This is a genomic window from Corynebacterium sp. KPL4072 (assembly GCF_037908395.1).
GTDB lineage: Bacteria > Actinomycetota > Actinomycetes > Mycobacteriales > Mycobacteriaceae > Corynebacterium > Corynebacterium kefirresidentii.
Map to the genome: position 1 here is coordinate 1 of NZ_JBBMGE010000023.1, position 1360 is coordinate 1360.

Genomic DNA, 1360 nt, shown 5'->3' on the forward strand with positions numbered 1-1360 from the left:
CGCGCCCACTTGTCACCTGATAAACGTGCCCAGGCCGTGGAGCGAGTGCTTGCTGGTGAGAGCTGTCAGACAGTGGCTGATGCTATCGGTGTGCATCCTTCTACCGTGTATGGGTGGATAAGGAAGCAGCGGTATGCGAAGTTACGCCGGCAGCGACATCGTCGAACGCCTGATGAGGCGGTGGTGTCTTTGCCAGATACAGGCAAGAAGCTGGGTAAAGATTCTGTTATGCCAGCACCGATGAAAACTCAAGCCGTTGATGGATTTCCTAGCGGCGTATTCGACAAACACGCCTTAGTAGGGCGTGGTCGCAGGCTTACTGTTGAAGACCGTGTTGCTATTGAAGCGGGATGTCGTGTCGGTGATTCGGCACGAGCCATCGCGCAGAAAATAAATAGGCACCACAGTGTCGTCGCTCGTGAAATCACCCGTAATGGTTGGAAGATCGTCGATGAGGACGGCACAGAGCAGCTGCGGTATAACGCCCACAACGCTGCTGTTTCTACTGCTGGTCGGATGGTGCAGCCAAAACTACGCAAGCTCGATGAAAGCCCAACGCTTCGGGGTGTAGTAGTCGATTGCCTTGCCCGCAGGTGGTCACCTGGGCGCATTAGTGCATGGCTTGAGCATGCTTTCAGCGATGATGAAAGCATGCGTATTTCCCACGAAGCGATCTACAGTGCCTTATACATTCAAGGCAAAGGCAGCCTGCGAGCCGAGCTTGAAGAAGTCATGAAGACTAAAGACGTACTTATCCGCGGCGGCTCAACACGCAAGCGTCGTGCCCGAAACGCTGGCGTGTTAACCGGTCGCCCTTGGATCAAAGGTGCTGAGATCACCCACCGCAGCCCGGAAGCTGATGACAGGGCTATTCCCGGGCACTGGGAGGGCGACCTTGTTATTGGTAAAGGTGGCAAAAGCGCGCTGATTACCCTAGTAGAGCGCACCAGCCGTTACACCCTGCTTGGACACCTTCCCGATGAGCACAGTTCACACACCGTGGTCGCAACCCTGCAGGACATGGTCAAAGACCTCAACACCGAGCAGCTAAAGACCATCACATGGGACCAAGGCGCAGAAATGGCTGTCACAGCACAAGTCCAGATTAAAGACGGCTGCCAGGTGTTTTTCTGTGAACCGCACTCACCGTGGCAGAGACCAACCAACGAGAACACCAACGGCGAGATCAGGCGCAGGTTCTACAAAAAGGGCACCGACTTTGCCACCGTCACACCCGAACATGTCGCGTGGGTGCAAAATGAGCTCAACGAAACACCCCGACAAATCCTCGGCGGCGCAACCCCACGTGAAATACTTAACGAACTATTCAAGCGTGGCGCATCCACCGCTTGATTCCGCC

At 55.2% G+C, this 1360-nt stretch carries 2 pseudogenes; both read left to right on the plus strand.

The features are described 5' to 3' along the window. Window positions 1-9 precede the first annotated feature (9 nt). Window positions 10-114, plus strand: a pseudogene (locus tag WMP97_RS11755) (helix-turn-helix domain-containing protein); the annotation flags it as partial. 19 nt (window positions 115-133) lie between these two features. Further along, window positions 134-1353, plus strand: a pseudogene (locus WMP97_RS11760) (IS30-like element IS1513 family transposase). Window positions 1354-1360 lie beyond the last annotated feature (7 nt).